Origin of the sequence: Rhodococcus sp. 1168, assembly GCF_002091955.1 — a bacterium.
In the GTDB taxonomy this organism is placed as follows: domain Bacteria; phylum Actinomycetota; class Actinomycetes; order Mycobacteriales; family Mycobacteriaceae; genus Rhodococcoides.
Genome location: NZ_MKKY01000044.1, coordinates 1 through 18,725 on the forward strand (window position 1 = coordinate 1; position 18,725 = coordinate 18,725).

The window sequence follows — 18,725 nt, forward strand, 5'->3', positions numbered from 1 at the left end:
TGTTGTCGGTGTCCGAGCGTGAGTTGTTGGTGCCGGTGCGTGGTGGTGTGTCGGTGGTGGGTGGGTTGTTGCCGGAGATTTTGTCTGCTGCGGTGGGTGTTGCCGGTGTGGATGCGATTGCGTTGGTGTGTGGTGGGGTGTCGGTGTCGTATGGGGAGTTGGATGTTCGGTCGTCGCGGTTGGCGCGGTTGTTGATCGGTCGTGGTGTGGGTGTGGGTTCGTTTGTGGCGTTGGGGTTGCGGCGTTCGGTGGAGTCGGTGGTTGCGGTGTGGGCGGTGGCGAAGGCTGGTGGTGCGTTCTTACCGGTGGATCCGTCGTATCCGGTGGATCGTATTGCTCATATGTTGTCCGATTCTGGTGCGGCGGTGGGTATTACTGCGGCTGAGTATGTGTCCGATCTGGGGCAGGCCGCCGGCGGGGTGTCGTGGATCGTCATGGATGAGGAGTCGACCGTAGGAGAACTCGACGATCTTTCAGCCGAGCCACTTTTGAGCAGCGATCGGTTGGGTTCGGTTCGTCTCGATGATGCTGCGTATTTGATTTATACGTCGGGTTCGACGGGTGTGCCGAAGGGTGTGGTGGTGACGCATCGGGGTCTGTCGAATTTGGCTGAGGTGGAGCGGGTTCGGTTCGGGGTTACTCCTGCTTCGCGGACGTTGGCGTTTGCGTCGCCGAGTTTCGATGCGTCGGTGCTCGAGTTGGTGTTGGCGTTTTCTGGTGGTGCGACGATGGTGATTGCGCCGACCGATGTTTTCGGTGGTGTGGAGCTTGCTCAGTTGTTGCGTGAGGAGGCCGTCACGCATGCGTTCGTCACGCCGGCGGCGTTGGCGTCGGTGGATCCGGCCGGTCTGGATGCGCTTGCAGTGGTGGCGACCGGTGGTGATGCTTCTGGGTCGGATTTGGTTGATCGTTGGGCGCCGGGTCGGTTGATGTTCAATGCGTATGGTCCGACGGAGGCGACGGTGTTTGCGTCGTTGAGTGCGCCGATGTCGCCGGGTGTTCCGGTTGATATCGGTTCTCCGGTGTCGGGTTTTGCTGTGGTGGTGTTGGATTCGCGTTTGCAGCCGGTTCCGGTGGGTGTTGCGGGTGAGTTGTATTTGGCTGGTCCGGGGTTGGCGCGTGGTTATCATGATCGGTTGGGTTTGACGGCGGAGCGGTTCGTCGCGGCGCCGTTTTCGGTTGTGGGGGAGCGGATGTATCGCACGGGTGATGTGGTGCGGTGGACTGGTTCTGGGGTTTTGGAGTATGTGGGTCGTAGTGATTTTCAGGTGAAGGTTCGTGGTTTCCGGATCGAGTTGGGTGAGATCGATGCGGTGATCGCGGCTCTTCCTGAGGTTGATTTCGTGGCGACGGTGGGTGTCGATGGTCCTACGGGGGCGACGGTGTTGGTGTCGTATGTGTTCGGTGTCGGTGGTGGGTTGGTCGATGTCGAGGTGGTGCGTGAGCGGGTGGTGTCGGTGTTGCCGGGGCATATGGTTCCGTCGGTGTTTGTGGTGTTGGATTCGATTCCGTTGACTGCGGCGGGTAAGTTGGACCGCCGAGCACTACCCATGCCAGAGTTGCCCAGCATCGGCAGCGGGCGTGCACCACGCAACGAGACGGAAGTAGCCATCGCGCGGGTGTTCGCAGAAGTGCTCAGTGTCGAAGCTATCGGCGTCGATGACAATTTCTTCGATCTCGGTGGTGATTCGCTCAGTGCTACTCGAGTGACGGCGCGCGTCAATGCTGCACTCGGCTCGAATATCAGTGTTCGGATGTTGTTCGAATCACCCACCGTTGCAATGCTTTCCACTCGCGCAACAGATAGTGTCGTCGAGAGTTCGCGTCCGGTGTTGGGTGTGGTGGAGCGGCCGTCGGTGATTCCGTTGTCGCTGGCGCAGCAGCGGATGTGGTTTATCAATCAGTTCGATACGTCTTCGCCTGCTTACAATATTCCGCTTGCGGTGCGGTTGTCGGGTGCGCTCGATGTTGCTTCGCTCGAGGCTGCGGTGGGGGATGTGTTGGCTCGTCACGAGTCGTTGCGGACTACGTTCCCGGTGGAGGGTGAGTTGCCGCGTCAGTTGATCGGGTCTGTTTCCGATGTGGTGGTGGAGTTGGCGGTTGTGGAGATCGATGCGGTGGGTGTTCAGGAGCGGATTCTTGCCGATGCTGGTGCGGGGTTCGATGTGACGGTGGATGTGCCGTTTCGGGCGTCGTTGTATCGGGTGGGTGTCGATGAGTTCGTGTTGGCGATTGTGGTGCATCATATTGCTGCTGATGGTGCGTCGATGGCGCCGCTTGCTGCTGATGTGATGGTGGCGTACAGCGCTCGGGTGGCTGGTCGGGCTCCGTTGTGGGAGCCGTTGGCGGTGCAGTATGTCGATTACACGTTGTGGCAGCGTGAGGTTCTCGGTAGCGAGGATGATCCGGAGTCTGTGCTGTCGCGTCAGTTGGCGTTTTGGTCGCAGGCGTTGGCGGATGTGCCGGATGTGTTGCCGTTGCCGATCGATCACCCACGCCCGACGCGTCAATCCAATCGCGGTGCCTCGGTGTCCTTCGATATCGACCCGGCATTTCACGCCCGTATTGTCGGCATCGCACGCGAGACTCGCTCGACGGTTTTCATGGTTGTTCATGCCGCGTGGTCCATTCTCATGGCCCGTCTCAGTGGTACCGAGGACATCACGGTCGGTACTCCCATCGCCGGGCGCGGTGAAGCAGGCTTGGACAACCTGGTCGGTATGTTCGTCGGGACCCTCGTTCTGCGGACAGAGGTCTCACCGCACGCGAGTTTCACCGAACTTCTCGCTGCTACCCGTGCAGCAGATCTCGCGGCCTTCGACAACACCGACATCCCATTCGAGCGACTCGTCGACGCCCTGGCACCGACCCGCTCCACCGATCACTCACCACTGTTCCAAGTACTACTGGAATTCCAGAACAACCAGAGCGCACACCTCGAACTACCCGATCTCAGCGTCACGGCTCTCGAATTCGATGCCGGGGTCGCAAAATTCGACCTGCAGTTGACGATGTCGGAGCGTTTCGACGAATCAGGTTCTCCCGCAGGGATGTCGGGTGCACTGACCTATGCCGTCGACCTGTTCGACGAGGACTCGGTGCAGAAGTTCACTGACAGATTCGTCGCAATCGTCGATGCTGTGACCGCAGACTCGACGGTCACGATCGGTGAGATCGAGATAGTGGAACCCGCCGAGACGGCTGCGATGCGGTCCGACTGGAATCACCCAGGAACACTGCCGTCGAGCGAGACCCTGACCGCGCGGTTCGAGTCCACTGTTCGTCGATTCCCCGACTCGACGGCCGTCGTCGATGGTGAAACCGAGTATTCCTACACTCAACTCGAGGCTCGCGCGAACCAGCTTGCACGCCAACTGGTCTCGATCGGGGTGGGTCCGGAAACGCTCGTTGCAGTTGCTATGCCGCGGACTGCCGAGTTGATCGTCGTACTGCTGGCGGTACTCAAAGCCGGCGGCGGATATCTCCCCGTCGACGTCACCTATCCGGCAGACCGACTGGCGTTCATGCTCGACGATGCTCGGCCCGTGTGTGTCGTCTCGACGACTCGGGACGTGGAGTCGGTTCCCACCGAAGCACTCCCAACGGTCCTGATAGACGACCCGGAAACCGTGTCGACTTTGGATTCGCTGTCGCCGGAACCGTTGTCTTCGAACGAGCGTGTCTGCGACGCCAGGCCGGATTCGGTCGCGTACGTCATCTATACATCGGGGAGCACCGGCCGTCCCAAGGGCGTTCAAGTTACGCATGCGACCGTCGCGACGCTCTTCGAGAACACCATCGGTAAGTTCGGTTTCGATGAGTCCGATGTGTGGACGATGTTCCACTCCTACGCTTTCGACTTCTCGGTATGGGAACTCTGGGGTCCGTTGCTGTACGGCGGCAAGCTGGTCGTTGTCGACTACTACACTGCACGCTCGCCGGAACTGTTCCGTGAGCTACTGGTTTCCGAACAGGTCACCGTGCTCAATCAGACACCGACGGCGTTCTACCAATTCGCCGAGGCGGACCGTACGGCGCCTGCCGATTCCGATGCACTGGCGTTGCGCTACGTGATCTTCGGCGGCGAGGCACTCGATCTGGGTCAGCTCGGTCGTTGGTACGACCGACATGCCGAGGATTCCCCCACTCTGGTGAATATGTACGGAATCACCGAAACCACCGTGCATGTCAGTTATCTGCCGCTCGACAAGAAGTTCGCCGCCTCCGCGTCCGCGAGCGTAATCGGGCAGGCGATCCCCGGATTGACCGTGTCCGTGCGTGATCGACGCTTGGGTCTGGTTCCTCCTGGCGTCACCGGCGAAATGTATGTATCCGGTGCACAACTTTCACGCGGGTACCTCGGTCGAACAGCTCTGACGTCGACGCGCTTCGTCGCGGACCCCGACAGCAGCGCGGGAACTCGGATGTATCGCACCGGTGACACCGCTCGGTGGAACCGTGCCGGCCAACTCGAGTATCTCGGCCGTAGTGACATGCAGATCCAGCTACATGGATTCCGAATCGAACTCGGTGAGATCGAGGCTGCGTTGTCCAGCTACGACGGCGTCGCTCAATCGGTGGTCTCGGTTCGCGACGACGGGGCAGGCGATCGTCTTGTCGGCTATGTCGTGCCGGAAGCGGGCCGGACCGTGGACACTTCGTCGATTCTGGAGTTCGTAAGTGGGACGCTGACGTCGTACATGGTGCCCGCATCGGTCATCGTCCTGGATGCACTTCCGTTGACGGCCAACGGAAAACTCGATCGCCGAGCTCTGCCGGCACCGGACTTCGCCTCGAGTGTCACGTTGAGCCGGGCCCCAGCGACGCCGATCGAAGAAAGCCTTGCGTCGTTGTTCGCCGAGGTTCTCGGACTGGATGCAGTCGGAGTGAACGACTCGTTCTTCGCACTCGGTGGCGACAGCATCATGTCGATCCAGCTGGTCTCGCGCGCCAAGGCAGCAGGATTGGTCATCGCTCCGCGAGACGTGTTCGAACGCAAGAGCGTTGCGGCACTGGCCGAAGTAGCTCGCCGCGCCGAGGACTCCGAAGCTGTGGTCCTCGAGGAGTTGCCGGGTGGTGGAGTCGGTGACCTTCCGCTGACCCCCGTCGTGCAGTGGATGCTCGAGCGCAGCGAAGAGTTCGGTCGATACACCCAGACTGCGCTGCTGCAACTGCCCACGCAGATCGAGCGGGAGATTCTCCACACCACTGTTCAGACCGTGCTGGACACCCACGACATGCTCCGTGCACGCCTGTACCGGAACGATGACGGTGTCTGGTCGGAAACGGTGGAGCCAGTCGGTTCGGTAGAGGCTTCATCGATCATCCACAGGGTCGAAGTCGACTCGATCGAAGGATCCGAGTTCTCTACCTTAGCCGCGCTCGAATTGGATTCTGCCGCAGACCGTCTCGATCCGACGGTCGGTCGAATGATTCAGCTGGTCTGGTTCGCAGACTGCTCGGGCCGTGGTCGTCTTCTCATCGTCGCGCATCACCTGGTGATCGACGGGGTGTCCTGGCGCATCCTCGTGCCGGACCTGGCTTCGGCTTGGGCGCACGCGGTGGCCGGTACCGAACCCACACTGCCCGAGACCGGAACCTCGATGCGTCGATGGGCAACAGGCCTCGCCGAGGTCGCCGAGACGCGTACGGACGAGTTGTCGCTGTGGCAGGGCATGCTCGCCGGAGCCGACGAGGTCATCGGTTCACGGGCCCTGGATCCGACCGTGGACGTCGACGCCACCGTCGAACGCATCAGAGTGTCGTTGCCGACGACTGTCACCGAACACCTTCTGACGACTCTCCCGGAGAAATTCCATGGCAGCGTCAACGACGGACTTTTGACCGGTCTCGCTGTGGCACTGACGGCCTGGCGACGTGAGCAGGGCTCGACTGCCGACAATGCCCTTGTCACTTTGGAGGGCCATGGTCGTGAAGACGGCGTCGTGCCGGGTGCAGATCTCGGACGTACCGTCGGATGGTTCACCACTATCTTCCCGGTGCGCCTGGGTCTGACCGGAATAGATCTCGACGACGTCCTCGAAGGGGGACCCGCGGCCGGCGATGCCATCAAATCGGTGAAGGAACAGCTGTTGGCGATCCCGGATCACGGTATCGGATACGGCATGCTGCGGTATCTGACCGAGGAAGGTAGAACTGTCCTGGGCGGGTTCCCACGGCCACAGGTCAGCTTCAACTACCTGGGGCGCTTCGCCGCCGGTTCGTCGGAGAATATGCAGGATGTCGGATGGATTCCGGTGTCGGACACTACGTTGGGCGACGCACAGAACCCGAACATGCCCGTTCCAGCTGTTCTGGACATCAACGCCGTCACGAACGCGACACCGACAGGCTCCGTTTTGGACGCTACTTTCGCCTATCCGGCCGGTGTCCTCGCCTCGCACGAAGTGGACCGACTGATCGAACTCTGGGTTGCCGCACTCACTGCGTTGACGACGCACGCGACGACTCCGGATGCGGGTGGTTTCACGCCGTCGGACCTGGATTTGGTGGATCTCGATCAGGCGACCATCTCCGAGCTCGAGTCACACTTTCCTACCCTCGACGATGTCTGGTCGATGTCGCCGTTGCAGTCCGGGCTGCTGTTTCACGCCCGGCTGGCGGGCGAGGTCGATCAGAGCGTCGACACCGGTGTCGACGCTTACATGGTGCAACTCGGGTTGGAGCTGCGCGGCATCGTGGACGCCGACCGGATGAAGGCTGCGGCGCAGACCTTGCTCGATCGACACGCCAATCTTCGAACTGCGTTCGTGCACAATGCAGACGGCGAATCCGTGCAGGTCGTTCAAACGGGCATTCGGGTTCCATGGAGCCATGTCGATCTGCGCGGCGAAATCGACAGTGATTGCGCCCTCGACCGTGTTCTCGAAACCGACCGCGCCACGCGATTCGCACTGGATCGTGCTCCGCTGCTCAGGTTCACGTTGATCACCAAGGCAGAGGGGGAGTGGCGTCTGTTGATGACCAACCACCACATCCTGCTCGACGGATGGTCGACACCTCTGCTGATCAAGGAACTGTTGACCCTCTACGCCACTTCGGGTGACGATTCGATGTTGCCTCGGGTACCCGCGTATCGCGACTACCTGGCGTGGATGCACACCCGCGACTCTTCGCTGTCCACCGCGGAATGGAGGCGTGCTCTCGCTGGCGTCGAAGAACCCACCCTTCTCGCCGATGCAGATCGTGGCCGTCATCTCTCGACGACTTCGGTGGAGAGAACTCGGTCGTTGTCACGAGAGACCACTACGGCGCTTCGAGAGTTTGCCGCACATCGTGGTTCGACGCTCAATACCATCGTCCAAAGCGCCTGGGGAATAGTGCTTGCCGCGCTGACCGGTCGCACCGACGTCGTCTTCGGTGCCACGGTGTCCGGCAGGCCACCGGAAGTCAACGGCATCGAGTCGATGATCGGCCTGTTCATCAACACATTGCCGGTGCGCATTACGCTGAACCCAGCCGAACCGGTCGGCGACCTCATCGATCGTGTGCAGGTGGAACAGGCGGCATTGCTGGACCATCACTACCTTGGTCTTACCGACATCCAGCGCGCGGCGGGCCCAGGCGTCTCGTTCGACACCCTGACAGTCTTCGAGTCGTATCCGGTCGACCGCGCCGGGTTGTCGGAGGAGACCGATATTGCGGGAATGAAGGTGGCCGACGTTCTGGGCTCGGACGCTGCACATTATCCGCTGACTCTCGTTGCCTCGGTGGACGAACGGCTCCATTTGAAGGCGAAGTACCTGCCCGATCTCTTCACCGCCGAACAGATCGATCGGACGGTCGCCCGCGTCGAGCGGGTGCTTCACGCTGTTCTCACCGATGATCGCAGCCCGTTGGCCCAGGTTCGTCTGCTCGATGACATCGAACATGCTTCACTGGCACCGGTCGTCGGCTCCGAGGGCGGCTCGAGCAGGTTGTTGCCGCACATTCTCGAACAGGCAGCAGCTGTCGACCCCGAGCACCAGGCTCTTCACTTCGCCGATCGTTTCGGTGAGCGGACCTTGACATACGGCGAGCTCGATCGTCAGTCCAACCGGCTCGCCCGATTGCTCTTGGCACGTGGGGTGTATGCGGAATCGTTCGTAGCCATCGGTCTTTCACGGTCGATCGAATCCGTCGTTTCGGTCTGGGCAGTCGCCAAGTCCGGTGCCGCGTTCGTCCCTGTCGATCCTGCGTATCCGCGGGATCGGATCGACCACATGATCGGCGACTCCAACGCGCACTTCGGATTGACTGTGCAGGGCAATGTGTCCGGACTGCCGGAGACGCTGGCCGGTGGCGGCGCATGGATCGTTCTCGATGACCCGCAGACCACGGAAGAACTCGACGAATACTCTTCGGCGCCGCTTCTCGAGGACGAGCGGGTCGCGGGCATCGCGCTCGACAGCATCGCCTACGCCATCTACACCTCCGGATCGACCGGATTGCCCAAGGGTGTTGTAGTAACGCATACCGGTCTCGACAATTTCGCTCTCGAGCAATCCGAGCGATACGAGATCACCCCGCAGTCGAGGACTCTGCATGTGTCGTCGCCGAGCTTCGATGCCTCGGTGCTCGAGTACCTGTTGGCTTTCGGTGTCGGCGCGACGATGGTCATCGTCCCGCCGACGGTCTATGGCGGCGAAGAACTCACCAACATTCTCGCGTCCGAGAGGGTCACCCACGGTTTCATCACTCCGTCGGTTCTCGCCTCGGTGGATCCTGCCGGTCTCGACTCGTTCCAACACGTGGTCGTCGGCGGCGAGAAGGTTCCTGCCGAATTGGTTGCCACCTGGGCACCCGGACGTAATTTGTTCAACGGTTACGGTCCGACCGAGACGACCATCATGTCGAACATCAGCGACCCGTTGGATGCTGATTCGGCTCTGACAATCGGTGGTCCCATCCGCGCGGTGTACGAAGTGGTACTCGACACCAGGATGCAGCCCGTCCCTGTCGGCGTGCCGGGTGAGTTGTATCTTGCAGGCGCAGGACTGGCACGTGGATATCACGCACGAGGAGCACTGACTTCCGAACGCTTCGTTGCAAACCCGTTCGGGTTGGCCGGCGCTCGTATGTACCGAACCGGCGACGTCGTTCGCTGGACACCCGAACGCACCGTCGAATACATCGGGCGCAGTGATTTTCAGGTCAAGGTGCGCGGGTTCCGCATCGAACTCGGCGAGATCGACGCTGTACTTTCCACCCACCCTGCCGTCAGCTTCGTTGTCACCGTTGGGTCCGAATCACCATCTGGTGCAACAGTTCTGGTTGCATATGTCCGTGCCGCCGAGCGCTCGTCGGAGATCGACAGCGCGGAACTGACGGCACATGCGTCGGCGAGCCTTCCCTGCCACATGGTGCCGTCACTTTTCGTCCAGCTTGCTGAAATACCGCTGACACCGGTCGGCAAGCTCGACCGCCGGGCACTACCCGAACCCGAATTCGGCTCGGATGCAGGCACATACGTAGCGCCGCGGAACGCGCTCGAGGTCGCGGTTGCGACCGTGTTCGAAGAGACTCTCGGAATCGAACGCTTCGGTGCCCTCGACAACTTCTTCGATCTGGGTGGAGATTCCTTGTCGGCGACCCGAGTGATCGCGCGCATCAACGCCGCGAGCGGTGCGGGACTGGGAGTTCGAGCAATCTTCGAAACGCCCACAGTCGCAGGATTGGCTTCGGCCATCGGAACGTCCTCACCTGCTGCTGACCGACCTGTCCTGCGTGCCGTCGGTCGCCCCGAGCGGATCCCGCTGTCGCTGGCGCAACAGCGCATGTGGTTCATCAACACCTTCGATCCGACCTCGCCCGCGTACAACGTGCCGCTGGTGGTGCGCTTGACCGGAGAACTCGACCTGACGGCCCTCGAACTGGCAGTCGCGGACCTGCTCGATCGGCACGAATCCCTGCGGACGACATTCCCGTCCGACGGCATGATGCCCGAACAACGAATCCACCGAACCGAGAACATCGTTCCTGCTGTTTCGGTGGCCTCCATCGCAGAAGGCGACCTTCGCGATGCTATCGCCGCGTTTGCCGGGACCGGATTCGACGTCACTACCGAGATCCCGATTCGTCTTGCGCTGTACCGAGTCGAGTCCTCAGCCGAACCCACCCATGTGCTCGCCGTCGTGGTACACCACATCGCGGCGGATGGAGCCTCGATGGCCCCTCTCGCCCGCGACGTGATGATCGCCTACTCCGCTCGGTCTGCCTCGAGTGCGCCCGCATGGGCACCGTTGCCCGTGCAATACGCCGATTACACGCTCTGGCAGCGCGAACTACTCGGCGACGAAAAGGACTCGGCCAGCATCGCCGGCGGACAATTGGATTTCTGGCGCACGACACTTCGCGGAGTGCCCGACTTGCTTCCGCTGCCGACGGATCGTCCACGGCCGAACATGCAGGACTTCCGCGGAGGACGCGTCGTATTCTCCATCGACAAGGACTTGCACCGGCGCATGACGGAATTCGTCCGCGAGCGGAACGCCACCATGTTCATGGTCGTTCACGGTGCATTTGCTGCGACCCTCGCCCGCCTCAGCGGGTCAGAGGATATCGCTATCACCACTCCGGTGGCAGGCAGAGGTGAAGCGGCACTCGACGACCTGATCGGCATGTTCGTCAACACTCTCGTACTTCGTACTGTCGTCGATGGCGCCGAACCGTTCGAGTCGTTGCTCGGTCGAGTCGTCGACGGCGATCTCGAAGCTTTCGGTCACACGGAGATCCCGTTCGAGCGTGTCGTCGAAATCCTCAATCCAGCTCGATCGACGGCGTACTCACCGTTGTCCCAGGTCGCGTTGTCGTTCCAGAACAACACCAAGGCACGTCTGGAATTGCCGTCACTCACCGTCGAAGGATTCGACTTCGATGTTCCTGTCGCCAAACAGGACTTGCAGTTGCTGCTATCGGAGACATTCGACGAGTCCGGTCAGCCTGCAGGTATCGAAGCTGCATTCGACTTCGCGACATCGCTGTTCGATCCCGCGACGGTCGAGTCCTTCGCAGATCGCTTCGTTCGAATACTGGATTCGGTCATCCTCGACCCCGCTTCACCGATCGGTGACGTGGACATTCTCGAGCCCGCAGAGCACCCGAGGTTTGCTCCGGCGCGCGGCGATGACGGTGTGCAAGAGCAGACGTGGCCGCAAATGCTCACGACAGAGGCATCGTTGAATCCCGACGGCATCGCGTTGGAATTTCGGGACACCAGCATCTCCTACCGAGATCTGGACCATCTGTCGACGCGAATCGCGCGCATGTTGATCGACTTCGGCCTGGGCCCCGAGTCGTTCGTCGCACTTGCCCTGCCGAGGTCGATCGAATCGGTCGTGTCGATGTGGTCGGTGACCAAGTCCGGCGCGGCATTCCTTCCGGTGGACCCGAACTATCCTTCCGATCGCATCGCCCATATGCTCGTCGACTCGAAAGCACCGATCGGTATCACTGTCGCGGAATACCGTGACCAGCTTCCCGACACAATTCCGTGGCTCGTCATCGACGATCCAGATTTCGTCGACGATGCGCAGCGTTATCCGATCGAGGAGGTCACCGACGCCGATAGGACGTCGACCTTGCAGCTCGATCATCCTGCCTACCTGATATACACCTCGGGCTCGACAGGACGACCCAAGGGCGTTGCCGTGCGGCACCGTGGTCTGGCCAATCTGGAAAAGGAAGTCACGCACCGGTTCCATCCGAACATGAAGTCGCGGATCTCCCATATCGCGTCCCCGAGCTTCGATGCCTCGATCTACGAACTGATCATGGCCTTCGGTGTGGGAGCCACTGTCGTCATCGTTCCGCCCGGAATCTTCGGCGGCGACGATCTGGCAGATCTGCTCGAGCAGTCCGACGTCACGCATGCTTTCCTCACCCCGGCTGCGCTGTCCTCCATCGACGGTGACCGGCTTACCGACGTCGGTGTTCTCGCAGTCGGTGGAGAAGCGTGCACGCCCGAACTCGTCGCTCGGTGGGCACCGGGCAGAAAAATGTTCAACGGTTACGGCCCGACCGAGACTTCGATCCAGGCAAGCGTGGGTGGTCCACTGGTCCCCGGTCAGGTGATCGACGTGGGCGGGCCGGCAATCGGCTTCCGCTACTCGGTCCTCGACGCACGCCTACGTCCGGTTCCCGCCGGCGTGGCAGGAGAGCTCTACATAGCCGGACCTGGAACTGCTCGCGGCTACCTTTCTCGTTTCGCCTTGACGTCGGAACGGTTCGTCGCGGATCCATTCGGTGAACCGGGTGAACGTATGTACCGCACAGGAGACGTAGTTCGCTGGACTGCTGGCCACACGATCGAATTCGTAGGCCGCAGCGATTTCCAAGTCAAGGTTCGAGGGTTCCGGATCGAACTCGGTGAGATCGACGCCGCGCTCACCGCGCACGACGCCGTCGGGTTCGCGGCGACCATCGGTCATGCCGCGCCGTCCGGCGACACCGTCCTGGTGTCGTACATTCGGATTGCCGATGGGCACTCGGTAACTACAGCCACGTTGCTCGACTTCGTCGGCGAATCGCTTCCGCGGCACATGGTCCCAACAGCAATCGTGGTTCTCGACGAGATTCCGCTCACTCCCGTCGGTAAGTTGGACCGTCGAGCGTTGCCGGTGCCGGAACTGACCGGGGCGACGGTCACCTACCGCGCACCGTCGTCGGCGACAGAAGCCTCTGTAATCGAGGTCTTCATCGAGATTCTCGGAGTCGACACGATCGGCGTCGACGACAACTTCTTCGACCTCGGAGGTACGTCGTTGGTAGCAACACGCGTCGTACCTGCGCTGGAGATCGCGACGGGTGTTCGCGTACCTCTGCAAGCGTTGTTCCTGGACCCGACTGCGGCTGGGCTTGCCGCCCGAATCGACTCTGCCGAAAGCTCGTCGTCTGCTCTCGACAGTGCATTCGCGGTCGTGATTCCACTTCGTGGGCAGGGAAGCGGAACACCTTTGTTCTGTGTTCACCCCGGCATCGGACTGTCGTGGGGTTACTCCGGAATCGTGCGACACCTCGCGGCCGATCGACCTGTGTACGGTCTTCAGCTTCCGAGCATTTCCGAAGGTGGTGCCTTCGAGTCGATTGAGGCTCTCGCACACCGCTACGTCGAGGAGATCCGAAAAGTTCAGCCGTCCGGTCCGTACAACCTTCTCGGTTGGTCACTCGGTGGTGCGATCGCACATGCGGTCGCGGTCGAACTTCGACGAGGCGAATCCATCGTCGAGTCCTTGACGATCCTGGACAGTTACGTGATCGACCCCGATGAGGCTGTCGGAGGCCACCTCACCGTCGAGGAGCTACTCGCAGGGCTCGGTCTCGACGTCGGGCCCCAGGAGTCGGACGCACCGCTGACCTACGAGCGCGCGGTGGAACTTCTGAACGAGTCCTTCGGGCACAACACTGGTGTGACGACGCAACATCTGGAACGGATCAACGACGGGTTTGGTAACTCGACGGCAATCATGAACCGCTTTGTGCCCGAGGTCTTCGATGGAAACGTTCTGTTCTTCTCCGCAGCGCATGGCTCCGGCGATGGAGTTTCTCGCGACCCCGCGCAATGGAATGAATTCGTGACCGGAAAAGTCCGAGTTCATGAGATCGACCGTGCCCACAATCAGATGATCGAACCGCAGGTGCTAGCCGAAATCGGCACGGTATTGGAAAGCTATCTTGATGAAAACCTGTATTGAGCACACGAATCGGGTAGTACCGAATACCATCGCAGAGATAAAATGAATAATTCGTCTAACTACGGTCTGGGGATGCCTGTGAAGCGGATCAAGTCAGTAACGGCAACATTTGCTGCGGTGCTCGTCACGTCATCAGTGACAATTGCGGTCGGGGGCGGCACGGCGTATGCCGATCCGGTCGCAGCGAACGAAACAGTGAATTATCGAACTTCCGTTCTACCGGACGGCGCTGTCAGTACCATCCTCGATTCGGGCGCGTTTCGTATCGACACAACTACCGACCAAGTTCAGGTGATCGGAGAATCCGGTAACGTCCTGGCCGCCCTACCATTGGCTTACACAATCAACGGTACGTCGTATTCGATTGCGCCCGCGGTGCTCGGCAGTCGACAGTTGTTGCTGGCGCCACAACCTGCAGCGTTGCTCGTGACCGACGTGGCAGGCCCGATCACCAAGCAAGCTGCACTCGATAATGCACTGAACCAGATCGCTATCGGTTATACAAACGGTGGTGCGGTAGGTACCGCGGTGGGCGCAGCCCTCGGGTTCGCCATAGGATGCGTCTCGATCTTTCCGAACTTCATTGCCGGGTGCATCATCGGAACTGCCATCGGCGTCGTAGCGGGATCGATCATCGGCACACTCAATGCGAATCCGCAGGTGCAACCAGCGGTGTTCGAGTACTTTGCCACTCCCTGATGGAGCCAACGCTCGAGGGGGCGGAACGGTTGACTCCGTCCCTCAGGGCCGGCGGCCCAGCGCCCTTCGCATCGAAACTGCTTTGACCATCGTCTCCTCGAATTCCTCCTCCGGGTCCGACAGCGCAACGATGGCGCCTCCGACGCCGAATGTGACCTCGTGCTCGGTGGAGACGATGGTTCGAATGACAATCGAGAAGTCTGCGGTTCCCGTCACCGACAAGTATCCGATCGCTCCGGAATAGACACCGCGCGGACCGTCTTCCAGCTTGTCGATTATGGCCATCGTTCGAATTTTCGGCGCTCCTGTCATGGAGCCACCGGGAAATGCGGCGCTGACACAGTCGACGGCAGAAGCATCGTCACGTAGTCGACCTCGCACTGTGGACACCAATTGATGTACCGGCGCGTACGTTTCGACGTCGAACAATTTGGGGACATGTACCGAGCCCGGAATACACACGCGGGCAAGATCATTTCGGACCAGGTCGACAATCATCAGATTTTCGGCCTGGTCCTTCTCGTTGTCGAGAAGATCAGCCCGGAGTTCAGCGTCCTGTTCAGCGCTCTCACCGCGCGGCCGCGTCCCCTTGATCGGCTTCGATTCGACGATTCGATCGGCGTCGATACGCAAGAACCGCTCCGGTGATGCGCTAGACACCGACAGATCAGCGAAGCTGAGAAATGCGCTGTAGGGCGTGGGATTGATTTCGCGCAGATAGGAATAGGTACCGAGCGCATCGATCGGACCGGGGAAGGTCGCGGTGTTGGTAAGGCACACTTCGTATGTCTCTCCGGACCGGATTTCGGCCAGACATTGTTCGATCAGGTCCAGATACTTCGCATGGTTGTGGCGAAGAGGCAACTCGTTCTGCACAGGGGGGGCGATCAGCGGCGCCTGTTTATCCGGAACCTGCTTCTCCTCGTGGCCAAGTGATCTCAAGGCGTGCTCGATCGATGCGAACCACTTTGCAGTTTCTGTCTCCGCTCGATCCCGGACGAGGGCCATGACGTAGCACTTCCGTCCCGCATGGTCGAAAACTACGGCGCGGTCAGCGAAAACCATCGAGGCGTCCGGTGTCGGTGCGGTATGGACGAGCTGCCCGCCGACATCTGCTTTGAGTTCGTAGCCCAAGTAACCGACGTAACCGAGCCCGAATGCAAAGGGCAGGTGTTCGAGTGGTGGAGTTGCACGATCACGCAGTTGGCGGTCGAGGTAGGTGAAGAAGGTCGAATCGATGGTTTCCACCGATCCGTCGCTGCGTTCGACTCGGACCTGTCCCTCGGCTACTCGGTACGTAACGTACTCCGCAAGCGGGCCAGAACAGTCTCCCATGATGGTGAACTGTGAATTCGGCTCGACCGCGGCACTACCGTCGAGCCAGAAGCTATTGGGCCCACTCGCGAACAGCGCCGAGAACGCTCGCTCGGTATCGAATTCACCATCTATGCAATGAGTCTCGATCGAGTACGGTGAGCGAGGTGGTAGGCCGGTGGTGGCTCTCGGCTTGCGAGCTACTGTGAGATCCCGAAAGTTTGCCAGCAATTCGCGGCCGTAGTCGGTACTGATCGACTCCGGATGAAACTGTACTCCCCACATCGGTTTGATGCGGTGACGAACCGCCATCACCAGGCCATCGTGGGTCCACGCGAAGGCTTCGAGTTCGTCCGGCACTTCCACTGTGAGCAACGAGTGATATCGCACTACGGAATACGGTGACGGAATTCCCTCGAACAAATCGTCACCGGTATGGACAACTTCGGAAATTCGACCGTGCATCGGAGTGGGTGCAAGATCGACCACGCCACCGAGCAGGTGACATATCGCCTGATGGCCCAGGCACACGCCAAGTATGGGTAGTTCACACTCTTCGATAGCGCGCGCGCTGATTCCGAGGTCGTGCGCGGTCATAGGACGTCCTGGACCCGGAGACACAACGACATTGTCGAAGTTGCCGAAATCGATTGATTCCCAGGGCACGTCATTCATGACGACCACCGGCGGCACGCCGTTCACCTCTGCCAACAGGCTGTAGAGGTTATAGGTGAACGAGTCGTAGTTGTCGATGAGTAACGTGCGTACAGCCATGGCCATCACCTAACGATGCTGCGCGTCGGACACGGCGCGCTGGGTGGGGGAGTCCGAGTCGATGATGAGGTCTTCGACACGGCATGCCTCTGCGATCAACAACGTGTACACCGAGGTGAGAAAGTCCTCTGACAAATCATTGCCACGCGCGAACTCGCGGGCCCTCTCCTGAACGACCCCGACGCGGCCCGGTTGCATCATCGGTATCTCGAACTCACGCTTGACTCGCGCAACGCGCACGCAGATATCGATCCGGTCACGAATCGAATCCAGAAGACGGCGATCGACCGCATCCAGTTCTTCCCGTAGAGAACTCAAAAGATTCTCGGTATCCCCGTTCACCTGGTGCCGCCCCTCTCGCTCTGCCGTGGATGCCGCGTCCATCGTCGAAAGCTACGTTTCCACCTACTGCGTTTCCACCTACTGCGTTTCCACCTACTGGGTCGACATATACATCGAGAGTTCTCGGCAAGCTGTTACCGCTATCGGCTGCAGATTGTGGATTGCCGATTATGCATTGCCGATTGTGGATTGCCGATCCCGACTCACGGCCCGAGTGCGCTTAAAATGCAGCCGGTCCGGGGGACGATTCTTCCATCACATGACGAAGCTGGGATGGCGTCCGTGAAGAAATTGTTCATTTGTAGTCGATTCGAAATATGGGCTATCCGAAAACAAACCCTCCGCATGAAGAGAGGTAAAAAAATGCGCCGAACGAATGTTTCCATTCGTTCGGCGCAAACTACTTCATGCCGGTCGAGCGCCCGTGCGCTCGACGTCCCGACGTCAGGCGCCTCGGCGCTTGACCTTCAGAAGGTCCATACGTTCCTTGAGAAGCTCCTCGAGCTCGTCGACGGATCGGCGCTCGAGCAGCATGTCCCAGTGAGTACGCGGTGGCTTGACCTTCTTGGCCTCTGGTGCCGTGCCCTCGAGAAGCGAACCTTCGAGACCGTTTTTACACGCCCACGTCCCGGGGATCTCGGCTTCGTCGGCGAACGGGATGTCGAACTCTTCACCGTTGTCGCAGCGATACCGCGCAACACGGCGAGGTGCTAGATCATGGTCACGGTCGGTCTCGTAGCTCACAGCACCGAGACGGCTACCCCGTAGTACGCGGTCTGCCATTGTGAAGTCCTCTCCTCATTGTGCATGCGATTTTGCACGGGGCGACTGATGCCCTCGTGCAACTCACAAATATTTCAACGTCTGTACCGCGTCGTTCGTTCCCGTATCGGCACGCGAGAAGTCGCTGTCGGCGCCAGTCCGTGGTCATTCTACCGTCCCACACCGTTAGGCTCGGTACATGCCAGTGTCGTCTCGTCGAGTTCATGCGTGCGCATGGTGCGGACGCGACGTCGCCGACTCCGGAATGGGTCGACGGCGGAGGTATTGCCGGCAGTCGTGCCGACAGCGGGCATACGAGCACCGCAGCGCTGTAAAGGGCACATCCATCCCTGAAGATGCAGTCGTATTGTCGGCCGATGAGGCGTCGGCATTGATCGACCGCACGTTCGAGGTCCGATGTGCGGCCGAGGACGTGGCGACTGCTGTGCAGGAAGGTGCCACCGCGGATGAACTCACTCAACTGTGCGTCGAACTTTTGGTCAGAGCAAAGGACGCCGAGCGGTTGCGATAGGTCTTACAGAGGCCGGTTGGTTCATCGATTCGGACACTTCGGACCAAGGTGTGGACAATGGAGTCGATCGCGCGAACGGCGCGACGCCGAATGAAGGAGATCCATGGCTTTCTGGGACCAACTCAAGTCGAAGGCCCAAGAGCTGAACGGGCAGTTGCAGACCAAGACCGTCCAGTTCAAGAACAAAGAATTCGCCAATGGCAGCATGGCGATGTGCGCTCTCATCGCCGCAGCGGATGGCACCATAGACCCGGCCGAACGGCAGAAGACGGCATCGCTCATTGCCAGTAACGAAGCCTTGAAGGTGTTCCCGGCCGACGAACTGCGACAGAAGTTCGACTGGTACTGCGACAAGCTGAACGGTGATTTCGACTTCGGCAAAGTGGAAGCTACTGCCACCATCGGCAAGTTGAAGACCAAGCCGGAACAAGCCAGAGCAGTCATCCAGATCGGCATCATCATCGGTGGTGCAGACGGACTGTTCGATGACGATGAGAAGAATGCGGTACGCAACGCCTGCTTCGCCGTCGGCATAGATCCGGCCGAGTTCGAACTCTGACCCACACGCCCGCGGTTCCGACTGCGCTCGGTACCGCGGGCTACGCGGTCAC

General features: G+C 60.4%; 7 protein-coding genes. 4 read left to right on the forward strand and 3 right to left on the reverse strand.

Going from position 1 to position 18,725, the window contains the following annotated elements:
* Positions 1–29: 29 nt before the first annotated feature.
* On the forward strand, positions 30–13,691 hold the full coding sequence (locus tag BJI47_RS08500; RefSeq protein ID WP_217808516.1) for a non-ribosomal peptide synthetase: 13,662 nt from the start codon (positions 30–32) through the stop codon (positions 13,689–13,691).
* Between the two features lie 72 nt (positions 13,692–13,763).
* Positions 13,764–14,390: a hypothetical protein gene (locus BJI47_RS08505; protein WP_254900464.1), complete on the forward strand. Its 627-nt coding sequence runs from the start codon at positions 13,764–13,766 to the stop codon at positions 14,388–14,390.
* Positions 14,391–14,432: 42 nt separating this feature from the next.
* On the opposite strand, the gene pabB is transcribed toward BJI47_RS08505, so the two are convergent.
* From pabB to BJI47_RS08520, 3 genes are all read right to left on the reverse strand, one after another.
* On the reverse strand, positions 14,433–16,478 hold the full coding sequence (gene pabB / locus BJI47_RS08510) for an aminodeoxychorismate synthase component I (protein WP_088943331.1): 2,046 nt from the start codon (positions 16,476–16,478) through the stop codon (positions 14,433–14,435).
* A 9-nt stretch (positions 16,479–16,487) separates the two neighbouring features.
* Complete coding sequence (locus BJI47_RS08515) at positions 16,488–16,862, reverse strand: chorismate mutase (RefSeq protein ID WP_088943320.1); 375 nt, start codon at positions 16,860–16,862, stop codon at positions 16,488–16,490.
* Positions 16,863–17,264: 402 nt separating this feature from the next.
* A complete protein-coding gene (locus BJI47_RS08520; protein ID WP_088943321.1) occupies positions 17,265–17,603 on the reverse strand; it encodes an RNA polymerase-binding protein RbpA in 339 nt (112 codons plus the stop codon).
* 178 nt (positions 17,604–17,781) lie between these two features.
* Between BJI47_RS08520 and BJI47_RS08525 the strand changes: the two genes are divergently transcribed.
* Both BJI47_RS08525 and BJI47_RS08530 read left to right on the forward strand, forming a co-directional pair.
* Positions 17,782–18,114, forward strand: coding sequence for a hypothetical protein (locus BJI47_RS08525; protein WP_088943322.1), 333 nt, complete (start codon positions 17,782–17,784; stop codon positions 18,112–18,114).
* A 103-nt stretch (positions 18,115–18,217) separates the two neighbouring features.
* On the forward strand, positions 18,218–18,673 hold the full coding sequence (locus BJI47_RS08530) for a tellurite resistance TerB family protein (protein WP_088943323.1): 456 nt from the start codon (positions 18,218–18,220) through the stop codon (positions 18,671–18,673).
* The last annotated feature ends 52 nt before the right edge of the window (positions 18,674–18,725 follow it).

Excerpts from the sequence above, each read along its gene's own strand:
- BJI47_RS08505 (WP_254900464.1), top strand. The coding sequence starts at position 13,764 with ATGCCTGTGAAGCGGATCAAGTCAGTAACGGCAACATTTGCTGCGGTG.
- pabB (WP_088943331.1), bottom strand. The coding sequence starts at position 16,478 with ATGGCTGTACGCACGTTACTCATCGACAACTACGACTCGTTCACCTAT.
- BJI47_RS08515 (WP_088943320.1), bottom strand. The coding sequence starts at position 16,862 with ATGGACGCGGCATCCACGGCAGAGCGAGAGGGGCGGCACCAGGTGAAC.
- BJI47_RS08520 (WP_088943321.1), bottom strand. The coding sequence starts at position 17,603 with ATGGCAGACCGCGTACTACGGGGTAGCCGTCTCGGTGCTGTGAGCTAC.
- BJI47_RS08525 (WP_088943322.1), top strand. The coding sequence starts at position 17,782 with ATGCCAGTGTCGTCTCGTCGAGTTCATGCGTGCGCATGGTGCGGACGC.
- BJI47_RS08530 (WP_088943323.1), top strand. The coding sequence starts at position 18,218 with ATGGCTTTCTGGGACCAACTCAAGTCGAAGGCCCAAGAGCTGAACGGG.